At 70.6% G+C, this 13589-nt stretch carries 13 protein-coding genes; 6 read left to right on the forward strand and 7 right to left on the reverse strand.

What is annotated here, in order from left to right:
• The first annotated feature begins 165 nt into the window (after positions 1 to 165).
• Positions 166 to 1566 carry a hypothetical protein gene (locus AB0B45_RS25135; protein ID WP_358134745.1) on the forward strand — a complete coding sequence of 467 codons (1401 nt, stop codon included), beginning with the start codon at positions 166 to 168 and terminating at the stop codon, positions 1564 to 1566.
• A gap of 39 nt (positions 1567 to 1605) precedes the next feature.
• Here the strand turns inward: AB0B45_RS25135 and AB0B45_RS25140 are convergent, their stop codons facing one another.
• From AB0B45_RS25140 to AB0B45_RS25165, 6 genes are read right to left on the reverse strand one after another with little or no spacing between them, the layout of a single operon-like run.
• Positions 1606 to 2772, reverse strand: a complete 1167-nt coding sequence (locus AB0B45_RS25140) for a lipid-transfer protein (protein ID WP_358134748.1) — start codon at positions 2770 to 2772, stop codon at positions 1606 to 1608.
• Positions 2769 to 3206, reverse strand: a complete 438-nt coding sequence (locus tag AB0B45_RS25145) for a MaoC family dehydratase (RefSeq protein WP_358134751.1) — start codon at positions 3204 to 3206, stop codon at positions 2769 to 2771. Before AB0B45_RS25145 ends, AB0B45_RS25140 begins: the two co-directional genes overlap by 4 nt.
• Positions 3206 to 4090 carry a bifunctional MaoC family dehydratase N-terminal/OB-fold nucleic acid binding domain-containing protein gene (locus tag AB0B45_RS25150; protein ID WP_358134754.1) on the reverse strand — a complete coding sequence of 295 codons (885 nt, stop codon included), beginning with the start codon at positions 4088 to 4090 and terminating at the stop codon, positions 3206 to 3208. The genes AB0B45_RS25145 and AB0B45_RS25150 overlap by 1 nt, the downstream gene beginning before the upstream one ends.
• Complete coding sequence (locus AB0B45_RS25155; RefSeq protein WP_358134757.1) at positions 4087 to 5241, reverse strand: acyl-CoA dehydrogenase family protein; 1155 nt, start codon at positions 5239 to 5241, stop codon at positions 4087 to 4089. The genes AB0B45_RS25150 and AB0B45_RS25155 overlap by 4 nt, the downstream gene beginning before the upstream one ends.
• Positions 5241 to 6089 carry an acyl-CoA dehydrogenase family protein gene (locus AB0B45_RS25160; protein WP_358134760.1) on the reverse strand — a complete coding sequence of 283 codons (849 nt, stop codon included), beginning with the start codon at positions 6087 to 6089 and terminating at the stop codon, positions 5241 to 5243. The genes AB0B45_RS25155 and AB0B45_RS25160 overlap by 1 nt, the downstream gene beginning before the upstream one ends.
• Entirely contained in the window at positions 6090 to 7697 is a 1608-nt protein-coding gene (locus AB0B45_RS25165; protein WP_358134763.1) for an AMP-binding protein, read from the reverse strand.
• 178 nt (positions 7698 to 7875) lie between these two features.
• Between AB0B45_RS25165 and AB0B45_RS25170 the strand changes: the two genes are divergently transcribed.
• A complete protein-coding gene (locus AB0B45_RS25170) occupies positions 7876 to 8490 on the forward strand; it encodes a TetR family transcriptional regulator (RefSeq protein ID WP_358134766.1) in 615 nt (204 codons plus the stop codon).
• A gap of 39 nt (positions 8491 to 8529) precedes the next feature.
• On the opposite strand, the gene AB0B45_RS25175 is transcribed toward AB0B45_RS25170, so the two are convergent.
• Positions 8530 to 9351, reverse strand: a complete 822-nt coding sequence (locus AB0B45_RS25175) for a flavin reductase (protein WP_358134769.1) — start codon at positions 9349 to 9351, stop codon at positions 8530 to 8532.
• A 329-nt stretch (positions 9352 to 9680) separates the two neighbouring features.
• On the opposite strand from AB0B45_RS25175, the gene AB0B45_RS25180 reads away from it, so the two are divergent.
• The 4 genes from AB0B45_RS25180 to AB0B45_RS25195 are packed head-to-tail and all read left to right on the forward strand — an operon-like array spanning position 9681 to position 13566.
• A complete protein-coding gene (locus tag AB0B45_RS25180) occupies positions 9681 to 10631 on the forward strand; it encodes an NADP-dependent oxidoreductase (RefSeq protein WP_358134772.1) in 951 nt (316 codons plus the stop codon).
• Positions 10632 to 10675: 44 nt separating this feature from the next.
• A complete protein-coding gene (locus tag AB0B45_RS25185) occupies positions 10676 to 11794 on the forward strand; it encodes a steroid 3-ketoacyl-CoA thiolase (RefSeq protein ID WP_358134775.1) in 1119 nt (372 codons plus the stop codon).
• Between the two features lie 58 nt (positions 11795 to 11852).
• Positions 11853 to 12869, forward strand: a complete 1017-nt coding sequence (locus AB0B45_RS25190) for an MBL fold metallo-hydrolase (protein ID WP_358134778.1) — start codon at positions 11853 to 11855, stop codon at positions 12867 to 12869.
• A gap of 7 nt (positions 12870 to 12876) precedes the next feature.
• Complete coding sequence (locus tag AB0B45_RS25195; protein WP_358134781.1) at positions 12877 to 13566, forward strand: FadR/GntR family transcriptional regulator; 690 nt, start codon at positions 12877 to 12879, stop codon at positions 13564 to 13566.
• The last annotated feature ends 23 nt before the right edge of the window (positions 13567 to 13589 follow it).

The raw sequence follows: 13589 nt of genomic DNA on the forward strand, positions 1-13589 counted from the left end.
GACCCCCTCGTGTCCCGCTGCCCCCCAGGTGAAACGCTTCACGCGACTATCAAATGGGTATCCAAGGGTGCATTCCGCCTCGGTAACCGGCATGATTGCCTGCAACACTCCGAAGCCGCCCCCTCATCCCCAGCGTTCACTTTTCTTTCAGAGGAATTCGGCCCCGTGACCCACCCGCTCACCGATCAGCGATCTCGCGAGGATCTGATCGCCGAGCTCTACGACCGTCACGCCGCCGGGCTGTTCGCTTACTGCGCGGACCAGCTCGGTGACCCGGGCTCCGCCTCCGACGCGCTGGACGCCGTCCTGTCCAGCGTGCCTTCCGTGGAGCCGCCGCGTGCCGCGCTGTACGCGCTCGCGCGGCGGGAGATCTTCCGCCGCGACATCGTCTACGCGCCTCCTGTCATCGATCCCCTGGTCGACCCCGCCACCGCACTGGTCGAGCGCGTCCTGCGCGATCTTCGCCCGCACCAGCGCGAAGTGCTCGTGCTCTCCATCGTCATCGGCCTCACCGACGCCGAGCTGGCCTGGGTGCTCGACGTGGCCAGGGACACCGCCGTCGAGCTGATCCAGAACGCCGCGCTCCGCTTCCGCCAGTCGCTGCTGTCCTCGCTGGCCGCCGCGGGCCCCCGACCGGCCCAGCCGGTGGCGGAGGTGTACGGCGCGCTGGGCGTGGCGCCGCTGCGTGACGTGCTCGGCCGCCTGCCGTGGCGTCCGCCGCCCGCCTCCGTCAGGGTGCGCCTGCTCGGTCCCCGTCCCGACCCATCGAGCACGGCTCCCGCACCCAGGACGGGCTCGCTGTTCGTCAAGCCGATGTGGCCGACGACCCCCGTCTGGCCCGTCCCGCTCGGCGACACCGATCCGGCCACCAGCACGGGGCTCTTCCCGACCGAGCTGCTCACCCCGCCGGACTCGTCGCGCGTCTCGCCCCACGAGGCGGCGACGGCGCCGATGCCCAAGCTGCGCGACACGCTGACCGCGCGTGCTCCCATGCTGTCGGCGCCCACCCCGGCCGACGTGCTCGACGCGCCGCCGACGTGGGACGCCTTCAGCAAGCCCACCACGACCGCCGAGCCGCCCAAGGCCCTGGCCGGCGGCGACATCCTGGACGACACGTGGACCGCGACGCCGCCTCCACCCGAGGTGGCCGCCGACCCGGTGAACGTGACCGCCGACCCGGTGGACGTGCCGATGCGCGCCCGCGACCGGACGGCGCTCGCCGACCTGCTCGTGCACAAGGGTGAGCCGCGCAAGGAGCCCGCCAGCCTGTTCGTGCCACGCAAGCCGGCGAAGGAGCCCGTCTATGTCCTGCCTCCCGCGCCGGAGGAGGTCGCTCCCCCGGTGAAGGAGGAGGCGGCGGCCCCGCCCGCACCCGCCGAGCCGGTACGGCCTGCCGTACCGAAGGCTCCGAGGAAGCCCGCGCCGAAGAAGGCGGCGGCCAAGACGGCCACGAGCAAGAAGAAGGGCAAGCGGCGCACGCGTCACCACGACTGGGCCTGGGAGCTGATCGGCTTCGTGGTGTGCGTGGCGATCGCGATGCTGGTGTTCTTCTGGATCCCGATGTAGGTCCGTGATGGCGGCGGCCGACGGGCCGCCGCCACCCGGTCAGGCGTCGCCGGTGAGGATCAGCCCGCTGGTCGGCACGCCCGTCCCCGCGGTGACCAGCACGTTGCTCACGCCCGGCACCTGGTTCACCGAGGTGCCCCTGATCTGGCGGACGGCCTCGGCGATGCCGTTCATGCCGTGGATGTAGGCCTCGCCGAGCTGGCCGCCGTGCGGATTGACCGGCAGATGCCCGTCGAGCTCGATGCCGCCGTCCTTGACGTACTCCTTGGCCTCTCCCCTGCCGCAGAAGCCGAGCTCCTCCAGCTGGTTGAGAACGAAGGGCGTGAAGTGGTCGTAGAGGATCGCGGTCTGGATGTCGGCCGGCGCCAGGCCCGACATTTCCCACAATTTCGTGCCAACCACTGACATCTCGGGAAGCCCGGTCATGTCGTCGCGGTAGTAGCTGGTCATCATCATCTGGCCCGCGGCCGAGCCCTGCGCCGCCGCGGCGATCACGGCGGGCGAGCGCCGCAGGTCACGGGCCCGCTCGGCCGAGGTGACGACGACCGCCACCGCGCCGTCGCTCTCCTGGCAGCAGTCGAGCAGGTGTAACGGCTCCACGATCCACCGCGACGCCTGGTGCTCCTCCAGCGTGATCGGCCTGCCGTGGAACCACGCCGCGGGGTTGGTGGCCGCGTGTCTGCGCATCGCCACCGCCACCCTGCCGAAGTCCTCGGAAGTGGTCCCTGACACGTGCATGTACCTGCGCGCGAACATCGCGACCCACGCCGCGGGGGTCATCAGCCCGTACGGCACGTGCCAGCTCATCTCGAGCCCCTGGGAGGACGGCTCCCCGCCCACCCTGGCGTCGGGCTGCCCGAACCTGCGCCCCGACCGCTCGTTGAAGGCCCGGTAGCACACCACGGTCTCCGCCGCGCCCGTCGCGACCGCCATCGCCGCGTGCATGACGGTGCCGCACGCCGCTCCGCCCCCATAGTGGACGCGGGAGAAGAAGGTGAGATCACCGATGCCGACCTCGCGGGCGACGGCGATCTCCTGGTTGGTGTCCTGGGTGTAGGTGACCATGCCGTCCACGTCGGACGGCGTCAGCCCCGCGTCGTCGAGCGCGGCGAGCACGGCCTCGGCTGCCAGCCGTAACTCCGAGCGCCCTGACTCCTTGCTGAACTCCGTGGCCCCGATGCCCGCGATCGCCGCCCGCGACCTCACGCGCCCTCCCGCGGCCGCGCCGTACCCGAGTCGGGCAGCCGGAAGGCGACAGTGGCGGTGGCGTGGTCGCCGAGGCTCACCTTGCCGCGCACCTCGACCGTGTACTCGCCGTCCTCGATCTCGACGACCGTACCGGTGAACGAGAGCCGGTCGCCCGCGTAGGCGGGCACGCCGAGCTTGACGTTGATCCGCTTGATCACGGCCTCAGGCCCGATCCAGTCGGTAACGTACCGCTCGACCAGCCCCATCGTGGTGAGGATGTTGAGGAAGATGTCCTTGGAGCCCTGCGCGCGGGCGCCCTCGACGTCGTGGTGGACGGGGGTGAAGTCCATGGTCGCCAGCGCCGTGGAGACGATCAGCGTGGGAGTGAGGTCGATAGACAGCTCGGGGAGGACCGAACCGATCTCGGCCTGTCCTTCGGTCAGCGTACGCATCACGGCTCCCGCGGTGCCCACAGAGGAAGGGTCAATTCATCGTCTATAGAGACGTAGGTCACGCGCAACTCCATACCGATACCCACGTCTTCAACCGGACAGTCCACGATGTTGCCCACAATCCTCACCCCTTCCTGCAGCTCCACCACACCCACCACAAAGGGCGTCTCCCTTCCCGGAACGGGCGGGTGGTGGTGGACGACGAAGCTGTAGACGGTGCCCTCTCCGCTCGCCACCACGAAGTCGCGGTTGGCCGACCGGCACGACGGGCACAGCGGTCCCGGCGGGTGCCTGAGCTCGCCACAGTCGCCGCAGCGCTGGATGCGCAACTCGCCCTGTTTCACGCCCTCCCAGAAGAAGGCGGTGTCCTGATTGATGGCCGGTTTCAGCGGATACGGCTTCTTCTTGGGCTTGGGCCGGAATTTCAGGACCCTGAAGAGCATCTCGGCGACCGCCTCGCCCCTCGCGTACCAGGTGACGTTCCAGGTCGCGAAGTAGCCCTCGCCGAGCGCCGTGGTCTTGGGGCCCTTCAGCTCGGTGAAGCGGGTCGTGGCGGTGACCCGCTCGCCCACCCGCAGGTAGCGGTGGTAGGTGTGGTCGCAGTTGGTGGCGACGACCCCGGTGTAGCCGGCGTCGTTGAGCGCCACCATGACCTCGTCGATCGGCGACGGCTGCCGGGGGCCGAGCCCCTGCATCGTCCACACCTGGGCCATCGCGGGCGGCGCCACCCCGTCGGCCAGGTAAACAGGGTTGGTGTCACCCATGGCGTCGAGCCAGTGCCTGATCATCGGCTCGTTGACCGCGTCGGGCGCGGGCGCGCCATCCACCTCGCCGAGCGCGACCTGCTTGCTCGCGAGCTCCATGAGCTCCTCGTGGACGCTCATCGGGGCGGCCTCGGCAGCGACAGGCCCAGCATGGCGATCAGCTCGCGCTGCACCTCGTTGACGCCGCCGCCGAAGGTGAGCACGACCGCGCCCTTCACCCCGTGGTCCACGCGCTCCATGAGCTGGGCGGTCTCGGGGTCGGCGGGGTCGCCGTACCTGGCCAGGACGTCGCAGACGATCCTGCCGATCTCCTGCATCCGCTCGGAGCCGTAGATCTTGGTGGCGGAGGCGTCGGGCGCGCCCAGCCAGCCGAGATCCATGTTGGCCGCGACCTGCCAGTTGAGCAGCTCGTTCGTGCGGTAGTAGGCGTAGATCCTGGCGATCGCGCGCCGCACGTCCTGGACCTCGAGCAGGTCGTTGGCGCGGGCCCAGGCCAGGAAGCGGTCGTAGGTCTGGGCCAGGTTGCCGGCCGGCCCGAGCGTGACGCGCTCGTGGTTGAGCTGGTTGACGATCAGGTCCCAGCCCTTGTCCACCTCGCCGACGACCATGTCCTCGGGGACCCTGACGTCCTGGTAGTAGGTGGCGTTGGTGTGGTGGCGGCCGTCCATGGTGACGATCGGCGTCCAGGAGAACCCGGGGTCGGCGCAGTCCACGATCATCATCGTGATGCCCTTGTGCTTCTTGGCCTCGGGGTTGGTGCGCGCGGCCATCCAGATGTACTGGGCGTAGTGCGCGCCGCTGGTGAAGACCTTCTGGCCGTTGACGATGTAGTGGTCGCCGTCCTTCACTGCCGTCGTGCGCAGCGAGGCCAGGTCGGTGCCCGCCTCGGGCTCGCTGTACCCGATGGCGAAGTGGCACTCGCCCGCGAGGATGCGCGGCAGGAAGAAGTCCTTCTGCTTGGGCGTGCCGTACTGCATGAGGGTGGGGCCGACGGTCTGCAGCGTGATGATCGGGTACGGCACGCCCGCCCTGGCGATCTCGTTGGCGAAGATCTGCTGCTCCAGGGGGCCGTATCCGGCTCCGCCGTACTCCTTGGGCCAGCCGAGCCCGAGCTTGCCGTCCCTGCCGAGCCTGCGGCAGTGCTCCATGTACGCGTCGCCGAACGGGTCCTCGGCGATCTTCTTGCGGTCCTCGGCGCTGAGGCAGGCGTGGAAATACGCGCGCAGCTCGTCGCGGAGTTCGCGCTGCTCAGGGGTCAGGCCGATCAGCATCAGAGGTGCGCTCCGATCAGGTCGAGCTGGGCGTCGGCGCCGCCGAGCAGGTGGGACAGGTGCTTGGCGTGCCCGAAGTAGCGATGCAGGGGATAGGTGACGTCGAGGCCGAGGCCGCCGTGCAGGTGCTGGCAGGTGAACAGCGCCTTGAACGCCTCGGAGACGTGGAAGCCCGCGATGGCCGCGTCGTCGCCGTCCATGCCCCACGCGGCCGACCACATCGCGACGTCGAGCGCGCGCGAAGCGATGTACACGTCGGCGATCTGCATGGTGACTGCCTGGAACTCGGCGAGCGGGCGGCCGAACTGCTTGCGGGTCTTGATGTAGTCGGTGGTGAGCTTCAGCGCTCCGGCGAGGACGCCGCCGGCCTGCGCGGCCACGGCGACGGTGACGATCTTCCGCAGGTCGTGGCCTGGGCCGGCGAGTCTCTCGCTCCGGCCAGGCATGATCGTGCCCGAGGGCTCCCCCGTGGAGGTGAACTCGGGGGTGACCGCGAAGTCGTCGGTGAGGAACAGGCCCTCGTCGGTGGCGTAGAGGACGTGCGTGGCCTGCTGGGCGTAGGGAGCGCTCATGCCCTTGACGGCGACGGTGGGCAGGCCTTCGACCTGCCTGCCGTACGCGGCCATGGCGAGGGTGGCGGCGAGGACGGGCAGCGCGGGCACGTCGACCGCCGCCGCGCCGACCTCGCGCAGGACGACGGCCATCTCCACCGCGCCCAGCCCCTCCTCGGGGGTGCAGATGGCGGCCAGGCCCGCCTGCTCCATGGCGGGCCAGGTGGGGTCCTTGGCCAGGAGGTCGGCGGTGAGGGTGCGCAGGTCCTGTTGGGTCTCGTCCAGGGTGAAATCCACTCAGCTCTCCAGTAGGTGCGTGCGGCCGTGCCGGGCGAACTCGTCCTCGATCACGCTGATGTCCTTCTCGGTCAACCTCCTGAAACCCGTCGGGTCCCGTGCGGGGGGACGCCACCAGACGGGCTCGGCGGTGCGCCAGGCCTCCTTGGCCAGGACCCGTTTGAGGATCTTGTGGGACGGCGTCTGCGGCAGTTCCTCGCAGAGCCGGACGTAGCGGGGCACGGCCTTGGCGCCGAGTGCCGCGGTGAACGCCGCGAAGGCGGCGGGGTCGAACGGCCCGTCGAGCACGAGCGCCGCCATCACCTGGTCGCCGGCCGCCGCGTCGGGCACCGGGTACACCGCGGCCTCCACCACGCCGTCGAACTCGCGCAGGACCGCCTCGATCGGCGCGACGGCCAGGTTCTCGCCGTCGACGCGCAGCCGATCGGTCCCCCTGCCGGCGAAGTACACATACCCCTGCGCGTCGGCGTAGGCGAGGTCACCCGACCAGTACGCGCCCTGCCTGACCCGCTCGACGTCGGCGGCCCGGTCGTTGTAGTAGCCGTCGAACAGGCCGAGGCCCGCCACGTTGACCAGCTCGCCGATCGCCTCGTCGGGATTGGCGGGCCTGCCGTCCACCATGACCGCGGGGACGCAGCGCTCGCCGGTGCCCGGGTTCCTGATCTCGATGCCGTCGGGGAGCCTGCCGAGCGCGCCGGGCGGGCCCGCGGGGTCGGGCGTGATCGACACGGCGCTCTCCGTGGAGCCGAACGCGTCGATCACGTGGCAGCCGAAGCGCTCGCCGAAGCGCCGGGTGGCGGTCGCGCTGCCCTCGTTGCCGAACGCGATCCGCAGCGGGTTGTCGGCGTCGTCCTGCCGCGGGGGCGTGGCGAGGACGTAGGAGAGCGCCTTGCCGACGTAGTGCAGGTAGGTGCAGCCGTGCCGGCGGACGTCGGGCAGCAGGTTCGAGGCGGAGAACCTTCTGCGCACGGCCAGCGCGGCGCCCGAGGCGACGGCGGGGGCGAAGGCGGCCATGAGCGCGCCGGAGTGGAAGAGCGGCATCGAGCAGTAGACGACGTCGTCGGGGGTGAGCATCGCGCCGAGGCTGAGACCGGGGATCGCGATCTTCCGCTGGGTGATCCGCACCGCCCTGGGGGCGCCCGAGGTGCCCGAGGTGAAGATCAGCATCACCAGCTCGTCGGGAGCGAGCGTACGGCAGGCCGTACCCGCTTCCGTGGGTCCTGCGACCGGCGGGGCGCCATGCGCCAGGTCGCCGAGCGGCATGGTGGGGAGGCCGAGGGACGCGGCGGCCGGGCCGTACGGGGCATCCCAGAGGACGAGGCCGACGTCGGTGGCGCGGGCGTCCCTGGCCAGTTCCTCCCCCGACCTGGTGGTGTTGAGCGCGACGACCACGGGCCCGCCCAGCGCCGCGGCGCCGATGAGGAAGATCAGATCGGGGACGTTGTCGCACAGGACGCCTACGTGCCCGACCCCCGACAGCGCGGCGGCACGCGCGCGACAGGCCGCGACGACCTCGCGCCACGTCCACGTGGCGTCTTCGAACAGCAGGCCAGGACGGTCGTCGGCGGCCCTGCGTTCGAGTAAGCAGGCGAGCGTGTCCGCGGTCATCCTGTCTCCCAGCAAGCGCTCGGTCAACCGTTCCGCAAACTAGAACAGATTCTAGTGCCTGTCCAGTGCCCGCCCACTGAGTGGATGAAGGAACCTCCGTGAACTGCTGGAGACATGCGCTTCTTTGTGACCCGTCAGTAACAAGCGGGACGAGATGGACATCGGATAACGTGTTCTCATGCGCCCTCCGCATGTGACTCTCCCCATACCTCCCGGCAAGGAGGACCAACCGGCCACCGGCGTCCGCACCAGAAGCCAGCACCAGCGCCGCAAGCGCATCGTCCAGGCCGCGGCCGCCCTGGCCTCGCGCGGTGGCGTCGAGGCCATGCAGATGCGCACGGTCGCCGAGCGCGCCGGGGTCGCCCTCGGCACCCTCTACCGCTACTTCCCCTCCAAGATGGACCTGGTCGTCGCGGTGGTCGGTGAGGAGATCGACCTGCTGGAGAGCAGCATCGAACGGCGTCCGCCGACCGCGACCACGGCCTCGGGGCGCGCGGTCGACGTGCTCATGAGAGCGACGCGCGGCCTCATGCGCGAACCCGAGCTGGCCGACGCGCTCATCCGGTCGTTGATCATGGCGGAGGTCGAGACCCCCTTCGGCGACAGGATGGCGGGGCTGCTGCTGCGGGTGGCGGGCGGCGAGCACGCCTCCGAGGAGGATCTGGTCCTGACCGGGCTGCTGTCCAGCGTGTGGGTGCAGGAGCTGCTCGAGATGCTGCGCGGACGGCGCACGCACGAGCAGATCCAGCGCCGCATCGAGATCGCCGCCACCCGCCTGCTGTCCGACTTCTGACCCGTCCATGCGCTCCAGGGGCAGGCGCCTCGCGGGCGGTCAGCCGCGAGGGGTCTCGGATCGGAAGCTGTGGCCCAGCTCGGCGCCGAGCCCGAAGTAGTGGCGGAAGTTGTAGATCAACGGGCTCCACAGGGCCGGGTCGATGTGCTGCGTGCCCGGCACGACGATGCGCGGATCGGCGTGCACCCTGAGCACGCGCGCCTCCACGATGAGGAAGTCGCCCGACAGGTCGGGCCTGACCCGCACGGCTCGGGCCTCCAGTTGGACCGGGCAACCGGCGACCCTGGGCGGGCGGACCACCTCGGACGGCTCGGGCCGCAGGCCCGCCGCCCCGAACTTGTCGGGCTCGAAGCGGAAGGCGCCCCCCTTCGACGCGGGCACCGGGTCCCGCCCGGTCAGCGGCGCGAGCCGCTCCACCGCGGACCACTGTCCCGGTTCCGGCAGGTTGATCACCAGATCGGTCCTCGCGGCCAGGTTGCGGCCCGTCTGCCCTTCGGATCCGAGCCCCATGACGACCACCTGTCCCAGCGCCCACGCGGAGGAGATCGGAGCGAGGTTGGCCGAGCCGTCCTCGTTCTCGGTCGACAGCAGCACGACCGGTGTCCCGAAGTACAGGATGCTCGGGGTGATCGCCAGATGGTCGACCGGCATGTCCGTGATGTTCATGATGTCGACCGTATGAGTGGGTCGCTTCGGTGGCGGCCGAAGCGACGCCTGCGCGGCCAGGTCGTCCAGCTGGAGCGGCTCGTGCAGCCGGGCCAGCGCCCACTGCCTGGCCTCGGCCGTGCCGGACGACGACGGTTCGGGGACGGGGCGCTCGATGTACTGCGATTGGCCGCCGTCGCGCCACGGCGGCACCACGCAGCGCCGCGGGCGGTGGCGAGCACGCCGGCGTCGTGCTCGACCGCGATGGAGTAGTCGGCGTGCGTCCGCGCGGGGCCGCCGTCCAGGGTGCAGGTGATGACCTCTTGACGCGCTCCCCGGGCTGAAGCCCAGGGATTCTCGCCCGTGCCGCATGGGTTCATGCGGCAGATGGCTTCCTGTTTCACAGCCGTGTGCCCCACTCGCGCGCTCGAAGGGGATGACGCCGTCCAGCGCCAGGACAACCACACGATGCATGGCCTGATCCTTACACATCTTGGCCATCGGGCCACTTGGCCCCTTGTCGGGGTCGCGGAAGGCTGGAACACATGAGAGCAATCAGCCAGGACGTTCTGGGCGGACCAGAGGTCCTCAAGGAGATCGATCTGCCCGTCCCGACGCCGGGGCCCACCGAGGTGCTGGTCAGGGTGCACGCCGCGGGGGTCAATCCGACCGACTGGAAGCACAGGTCCGGAGGGTACTTCCTGGGGCAGCCGCCGTTCGTGCTCGGCTGGGACGTCTCGGGCGTGGTCGAGGCGGTCGGCGTCGGCGTTTCCCTCTACCAGCCCGGCGACGAGGTCTTCGGCATGCTGCGCTACCCGTTCTCGAACGGCGCGTACGCCGAGTACGTCACCGCGCCCTCCAGGACCTTCGTCCCCAAGCCCGCCGGTGTCGACCACGTCCAGGCGGGCGCGCTGCCGCTGGCCGCGCTAACGGCCTGGCAGGCGCTGGTCGACACCGCGGGCCTGCGCTCGGGCCAGCGGGTGCTCATCCACGCCGCCGCGGGCGGCGTCGGCCACCTGGCCGTCCAGATCGCCAAGGCGCGCGGCGCCTACGTCATCGGTACGGCTAGCGCCGCCAAGCACGACTTCCTCCGCTCGCTCGGGGCCGACGAGCTGATCGACTACCGGACCCAGGACTTCGCCACCGCGGTGAAGGACGTCGACGTCGTGCTCGAGACCATCGGCGGCGACTACGGGCAGCGCTCGCTGGAGACGCTCAGGCCGGGCGGCACACTCGTCTCGATCGCGCTCTCGCGCCAGGACGGCGAGCTCGCCGCCAAGGCCGAAGCGCGGGGCATGCGGGTGGCGGGCATGCTCGTCGAGCCCGACTACGCGGCGATGAAGGCCATCGCGGCGCTGGTCGAGGCGGGGAGGCTGCGCGCGGAGATCGCGGCGGTGCTGCCCATGGAGGAGGCCGACAAGGCGCACGAACTCGGCGAGACCGGCAGGACCGCCGGGAAGATCGTCCTGGAAATCGGGCCTTCCGCGAAAAAGTAGAACGCGTTACATTCTGCTTCTAGAGCATCATTCTGGAGGCAGCTGTGAACGCACCGGTGATCGTCGAGGCCGTCAGGACGCCGATCGGCAAACGGAACGGATGGCTGTCGGAGCTCAAACCCCAGCAGGTGCTCGCGACCGCGCTCAACGGGCTCATCGACCGGGCGGGGCTGGAACCGCGCCTGGTCGAGCAGGTGTTCGCCGGGTGCGTCACCCAGGCGGGCGAGCAGGGCGGCCACGTCGGGCGGTACTCGTGGCTGTACGCGGGCCTGCCGTACCAGGCGGGGGTCACCACGATCGACGCGCAGTGCGGGTCGTCGCAGCAGGCCGTGCACCTGGTGGCCGCGCTCATCCAGGCGGGGGTGATCGAGGTCGGCGTGGCCTGCGGGGTCGAGGTGATGAGCAGGGCCCCGCTCGGCAGCAACGTGTTACCGGCCAAGCCCAAGCCCGACGACTGGGCGATCGACCTGCCCGACCAGTTCACGGCGGCCGAGCGGATCGCACGGAGGAGAGGGCTGACCAGGGAGCGGCTCGACTGGTTCGGCGCCAGATCGCAGCAGCTGGCGGCCAAGGCGTGGGCCGACGGCAGGTTCGCGAGGGAGATCGTGCCCGTGGGCGAGGTCACCAGGGACCAGGGGCTGAGGGAGACCACCGTGGAAAGCCTGGCGGCGCTGAAGCCGGTGCTCGGCGAGAACGGGTTCCACACCGCGGGCACCTCCTCGCAGGTCTCCGACGGGGCGGCGGCGGTGCTGCTCATGAGCGAGTCGGCGGCCAGGCGGCACGGGATGCGGCCCCGCGCCCGCATCCTCGCTCAAACGCTGGTGGGCGCCGAGCCGTACTACCACCTGGACGGCCCCGTGGACGCCACGGCGGCGGTGCTGGGCAGAGCGGGGATGACGATCGGCGACATCGACAGGTTCGAGGTGAACGAGGCCTTCGCGTCGGTCGTGCTGTCGTGGGCCTCGGTGCACGAACCCGACCTGGACAGGGTGAACGTCAACGGCGGCGCGATCGCGCTCGGACACCCCGTCGGGGCGACGGGAGCCCGGCTGGTGACCTCGGCGCTGCACGAGCTGGAGCGCGCGGACCTGTCGACGGCCCTGGTGACCATGTGCGCGGGCGGCGCGCTCGCCACGGCCACCATTCTGGAACGCGTCGCATGACCCTGACCCTGGCGCGTACGGTGGCACGGGGGACGCCGAGCGAGACGGGGCCGACCGCATGACCAGGACACGCCGCAGGCCGTACGCCGACCAGCGACCGCAGGACCTCGGCGGCGGGGTGAGCAGCGTGCCCGTCCCCATCCCAGGCAACCCGCTCGGCTACACGCTGGTCTACGCGATCGACTCTCCCGCGGGACCCGTGCTGGTGGACGCGGGCTGGAACCACCACGACGCCTGGCAGGCGCTGCACACGGGGCTGGCGGCCGTGAGCGTCGACGTGCGGAACGTGCGCGGCGTGGTCGTCACCCACTTCCACCCCGACCACGCGGGACTCGCCGGACGGGTGCGCGAGGAGTCGGGTGCGTGGATCGCCATGCACGAGGCGGACGCGCAGCTGGTCAAGCTCATCCGGGGGCTCGGCGAGAGCGAGCACCGCGACTTCCAGTCGGAGATGATGCGGCGGGCGGGCGCGGGAGCACACGAGATGCCCTCGGTCGCGGACGTACGGCCGGAGGCTCCCGCCCAGCCCGACCTGGAGTTGCGCGACGGCGACCTGATCGACGTGCCGGGCCGGGTCCTGCGCGCCGTCCACACCCCTGGCCACACGCCAGGCCACCTGTGCCTCCACCTGGAGGACGCTGCCCGCCTGTTCACCGGCGACCACATCCTGCCCGACATAACTCCTCATATCGGGATTTATCCGTATGACCGGGATGATGTCGATCCATTGGCGGATTTCCTGTCCTCGCTGGACCGGGTCGCCGGGCTGGGCCCCGCCGAGGCGCTTCCCGCCCACGAGTGGACCTTCCCCGACGCGGCCGCCCGCGCCGCCGAGATCCGCTCCCACCACGAGGACAAGCTCGAACGGCTGGCCGCACTGGTCACCGAGCCCCTCACCATCTGGGAGATCGCCGCCCGCATGACGTGGAACCGCTCGTGGGACGATCTCTCCCCCGTGCTCCGCGGCATGGCGGCGGGCGAAGCCGCCGCCCACCTGCGCGCCCTGGAGGCCCGCGGCCTGATCCGGCGGCTCCCAGAGGTCGATCCTGTCCGCTTCGTGGCCGTACACTCCTAGACATCCGATGTCTAGGGGGGAACACGTGGCGGTCACCGACGCGGCGATCGACAAGATCAAGCAGATGATCCTCTCGGGCGAGCTCTCCCCGGGCGACAGGCTGCCCAAGGAGGCCGACCTGGCCGAACGCCTCGGCCTGTCCCGCAACTCCCTGCGCGAAGCCGTACGGGCTCTGGCGCTCATCAACGTCCTCGATGTACGGCAGGGCGACGGGACCTACGTCACCAGCCTCGAACCACGGCTCCTGCTCGACACGATGTCGTTCGTCCTGGACCTGCACCGCGACGACACCGTGATCCAGTTCTTCGAGGTGCGCCGCATCCTCGAACCCGCCGCCACCGCGATGGCCGCGCTCACGATGAGCGACGACGACATCGCCGAACTGAAGGCGGTGCTCGACTCGCTGCCCGCGGAGCCGACGATCGAGGAACTGGTGGCCAACGACCTCACCTTCCACCAGCGGATCGCCCAGGGGTCGGGCAACGCGGTCCTGTGCTCGTTCATCGAGAGCCTTTCGGGGCCGACGACGAGGGCGCGAATCTGGCGCGGACTGACGCAGGAGGGCGCGCTGGAGAAGACGCAGGAACAGCACATCGCGATCTACGAGGCGATCGCTTCACGACAGGCCGAGGTGGCACGGTCGTGGGCGATCGTGCACGTGGCGGGCGTGGAGTCCTGGCTCAAGAAGGCCCTCTGACGTCCACGCGCCTGACGTGGGCC

Origin of the sequence: Nonomuraea sp. NPDC049152 (genome assembly GCF_040648355.1) — a bacterium.
In the GTDB taxonomy this organism is placed as follows: Bacteria; Actinomycetota; Actinomycetes; order Streptosporangiales; family Streptosporangiaceae; genus Nonomuraea.

What these genes read in the sequence shown, in the direction of transcription:
- AB0B45_RS25145 (WP_358134751.1), bottom strand. Translation starts at nt 3,206, where the DNA reads ATGCGTACGCTGACCGAAGGACAGGCCGAGATCGGTTCGGTCCTCCCC.
- AB0B45_RS25150 (WP_358134754.1), bottom strand. Translation starts at nt 4,090, where the DNA reads ATGAGCGTCCACGAGGAGCTCATGGAGCTCGCGAGCAAGCAGGTCGCG.
- AB0B45_RS25155 (WP_358134757.1), bottom strand. Translation starts at nt 5,241, where the DNA reads ATGCTGATCGGCCTGACCCCTGAGCAGCGCGAACTCCGCGACGAGCTG.
- AB0B45_RS25165 (WP_358134763.1), bottom strand. Translation starts at nt 7,697, where the DNA reads ATGACCGCGGACACGCTCGCCTGCTTACTCGAACGCAGGGCCGCCGAC.
- AB0B45_RS25170 (WP_358134766.1), top strand. Translation starts at nt 7,876, where the DNA reads ATGCGCCCTCCGCATGTGACTCTCCCCATACCTCCCGGCAAGGAGGAC.
- AB0B45_RS25180 (WP_358134772.1), top strand. Translation starts at nt 9,681, where the DNA reads ATGAGAGCAATCAGCCAGGACGTTCTGGGCGGACCAGAGGTCCTCAAG.
- AB0B45_RS25190 (WP_358134778.1), top strand. Translation starts at nt 11,853, where the DNA reads ATGACCAGGACACGCCGCAGGCCGTACGCCGACCAGCGACCGCAGGAC.
- AB0B45_RS25195 (WP_358134781.1), top strand. Translation starts at nt 12,877, where the DNA reads ATGTCTAGGGGGGAACACGTGGCGGTCACCGACGCGGCGATCGACAAG.